1 protein-coding gene is annotated in these 3,977 nt (G+C 41.4%); it reads right to left on the reverse strand.

Going from position 1 to position 3,977, the window contains the following annotated elements; all coding sequences use genetic code 11:
• The coding region (locus PN499_RS04665) for a trifunctional serine/threonine-protein kinase/ATP-binding protein/sensor histidine kinase (RefSeq protein WP_272030519.1) at positions 1-3,977 on the reverse strand (3,977 nt) is incomplete at both ends.

The raw sequence follows: 3,977 nt of genomic DNA on the forward strand, positions 1-3,977 counted from the left end.
ATAGCGGGTCGCTCATCGTTCGCTTTCAATCGATATTTGAGGATTAAGATCGTGCTGTCGATACCCTCGTGGATATTGAAGGTCACTTTGTAGTCTTTGTCAGCCCGAGAAAAAGTTCGGAGTGAAGTGCTGATATTTTTGATGCGATCGCATCCCAATTGCATCGAGTCAATCATTTTGGGCAAGTCTGTGATGATATAATCTAAATCGATATCTTCGGCATGGTCGGTAATCTCTGTTTCTGAGGCGCGATCGCGATAGAGATTGAGATGCTCGACTAAATCTTTAACTGTGGATTTAGCTTCATTCAAATTGCCGTAAATAAAGCCGACAGGGTTATTAATTTCATGAGCCACGCCAGCAACTAAATTCCCCAAAGCCGACATCTTTTCGCTTTGAATCATTTGCAATTGGGTTTGCTGCAAATCATGCAAGGCTTGTTCTAGCTGCTGAGCATAGGTTTGTGACTGTTCATAAAGTCGCGCATTTTCTAGGGAGATAGCGGCTTGAGCGCAAAGTAGGTTGAGGAGTTCCACGCGATCGCTTGTAAATGCCCCCTGCGCTAAATTATTTTCTAGATATAAAATGCCCAGCAATTTCCCTTGATGCAAAATCGGGCTACACAAGATACTAGAAGGCTGCTGACGAATAATATAAGGGTCATTGGCTAAAGTCGGATCGATCGTGGCATCAAACAGGACAACAGTTTGCCTACTGTGCTTGACTTTGTAAATTAGCTTCAGGGGAATATCCTGACTATCTTCAACCGGAATCCTCTGCAATACCACTGGGTTTGTTCCCTCGGTAATTGAGCCTTTAATCAGCAGGCGATCGTCTCGCAAAAGCATTAACACGCATTTATCAGCCCCCGCATTTTCGATGACGATCGAAATCAATGATGACAGCAATTTTTCTAGTTCAATTTCACCTGAGATAGTTTGGGAAGCGTTGAGAATGGCAGCTAAATCTAAGGCTATAGAAGCACTACTACTGGATGTAGCAGAACTGGTGTAGGTGACATTCTCCACAGCAAATATAGTTTCGTGAGTTGAGAGAGTCGAACGGGTTTGCTGTAATATGGGAGCGAGTAATTGGGGATAGCGTTTTTCTAAGTCGGCAACTTTTGCTTTTGCACCCCAACGGGCGTAGCAGTAGTATGCTTCTTGCATATATATTTGAGCGATTTTTTCTTTATTCCAATTGAGATAAAATTTAGCGGCTAGTTCATTTGCTAAAGCTTCTTCTTGAATATATTCGTTTTCTTTGGCTCCCAAAATTGCCCGATCGTATAGCTCAATTGCTGTGGCTTTTTGTCCTAAAACTCGACATTTTTCGGCTTCTACGAGATCGACTTTATGCTGGTGATTCATGGGTGCATAATCCGCCCAATGCTGTAACTTAGTTTGGTTTTCTGCCACTCGTTCTAATGCAGATGATACCTCTGATGACGGTTGACTCAATAGTGCTAGAGCTACCAAAGAATCATAAAAATAAAGCGCAGGTTCGGCAACTGTTCCCGCACCCGACATGAAATAGTTTCTGCACTCAAAGGCGTAGTTATTAGCTGGCTCAACTTCCCCAAACAAAAAGCAAAGCATCAACTTATACGAGTAGAAAACATATAATCCAAATATATCGTTTGCAGACTGCAACCGAGGGAGAAATTCTGTCTCTTGGAAAGCCGATCCAGACAAAATGGTGGGATGCTCTGCCAAACCTAGTAAATTTAAAGTCACTTGCCAATAAATCAGGCAGTAATTAGCTGTTCCTAATTGCTTAAGTTGCACTAAAGCATGGTAGTAAGTATGTGTATCTTCCTCCAAGTTAGCAAGCGGTTGACCGCACCATGAAGAAATCCAACAGAAATGGTTAACCGCATATCCAGCGTATTCCAGGTTTCCAACTTCTAGCCCAAGGGTATAACTCTCACTCAAGAGTGGTAACATTTCTTTGAGGTGAGATTTGCGGTGGAGGATATAACTTCCCAGCAGGAAAAATACTTCCAGTTTAGTTGCTTTATCATCAAATTTTGCTGCCACATTCAATGCCAAATTTCCAAACTGTGCAGCTAAATCTATATTCTGCATATTACAGAGAACTAAGCTGTAACAAGTATAGTTACTAGCAGAAAGAGATATATTGCCGTGTCGCAAGAATAATTTGACTAACAAGGTAGCTAGTAATGGATACATAAGAGATCCACAGGTGTAAGCAGCTCCCATGATGCTGCTGGCAATCTGGGTAATGGCGATTTTATTTGCATCTGTCATCACAGGGAGGTAGACAAAATCTGCAATTTGGCGATCGCCAATCAGTTCGCTAATTTCTTGGATTGACTGTTGAATATCTGCGGGTGTGGGTGATTCGGTGATGGTTGCGCCCAACTGTTGCAAGATATTGATGCCGATCGCCAGCACTTCATTGAGTTGGCGCTGGGAAGTTTTACCTTGAATTCTAATGCGGTAAACATTGACCTGTTCTAGTAAAGAATGTGCTTGTTCGGTGACAATATCGATCAACTGTTCCATCGCCTCAAAGTTACCGTTTAGCATCGCTACTTCCGCTGCTAATTCATATAAGGCGAGAGTCATTTCATACTGCTGCTGCCAAGCATTTTTTCCTAACAAAGACAATCCCACTGTCGCATATTCACGCGCTGCTTGATAGGCGGTTGAAGTTTTAGCTTTGCGACAGGCAATTAAATTGAGTTGGGCTAATTCTTCTCGTTGAGTTGGTTTGGTAATTAAAACAGTTCCGTGATTTAATTGATTGACGATTTCAAAAATACGGTCTTCTCTTGCTTGTGCGGAAATCTGTTGCAGCAGCAGTTGTCCGATTTGGTAATGAGTCGCCTGTTTTTGGTCATCGGGAATTAGGGAATAGGCTGCTTGTTGAACGCGATCGTGTAAAAATTTGTAGGTAACATTTTGAGACTTTTCTGAAGTAACGGCTTGACTTTCTGCCCCTACATAAAATTTATAAACATCACCGATCGGTAAAATCAAACCTTCTGGCAATGCTTTCCATAAATTGGCTGCGGTTTCTACTTCTGAGTGTTCGGAAACAATTGCTAATGTTGTTAGATCGAACTGATTGCCAATACAAGCGGCTAACTTCAGAATATTCTGGGTTGCTAAGGGTAACTTCTCTAACTGCAACGCCATAAATTCTACAACATCGTCGGTCAAGGCTTGTTGATTAATCTGGGACAGATCGCATTGCCAACAGCCGAACTCTAAGTTAAATTGAATGAGATTTTCTTCGTGTAATGCTTTGAGAAATTGCGTGGCAAAAAATGGGTTGCCTTTAGTTTTTTGATAGACTAATTGTGAAAGTGGTAATGCCAAATTTTCTGTACTTTTTAGGGTATCAGCGACTAATTGATTGATTTGGGATTGACTTAGGGGTGTTAAAGTAATAGTGTTAATGGTTGCTTGGTTTCTTTGAATTTCGCTCAAAGTCAACATTAATGGATGGGCGGGATTGACTTCGTTATCCCGATAAGCACCAATGATGAAAAGATGACCCGTATCAACCATTAATAGCTGCATTAACTTCAGCGATGCTGAATCTGCCCATTGCAAATCATCTAAAAACATCACTAATGGATGTTCGGCGCTGGTAAAGATTTGGGTGAACTTTTGAAACAATAAGTTAAAGCGATTTTGGGCTGCCGTTCCTGATAATTCTATCGCTGGCTGTTGTTGACCAATGATTTTTTCTAATTCGGGAATGACTTCAATAATTACCTGACCGTTGTCTCCGACAGTTTCTAATATTTGATTTTTCCATTGCTCTAGTTGGAGATCGCTTTCGGTTAACAATTGCCCCATTAAATCCCGAAATGCTTGTACAAATGCACTGAAGGGAATATTGCGTTGAAATTGGTCAAATTTTCCTTTGATAAAATAACCGCGTTGCCGAACAATTGGTTTATGAACTTCGTTGACAACGGCGGTTTTCCCAATACCCGAAAA

This window comes from Kamptonema animale CS-326 (genome assembly GCF_028330895.1).
GTDB lineage: Bacteria > Cyanobacteriota > Cyanobacteriia > Cyanobacteriales > Microcoleaceae > Kamptonema > Kamptonema formosum.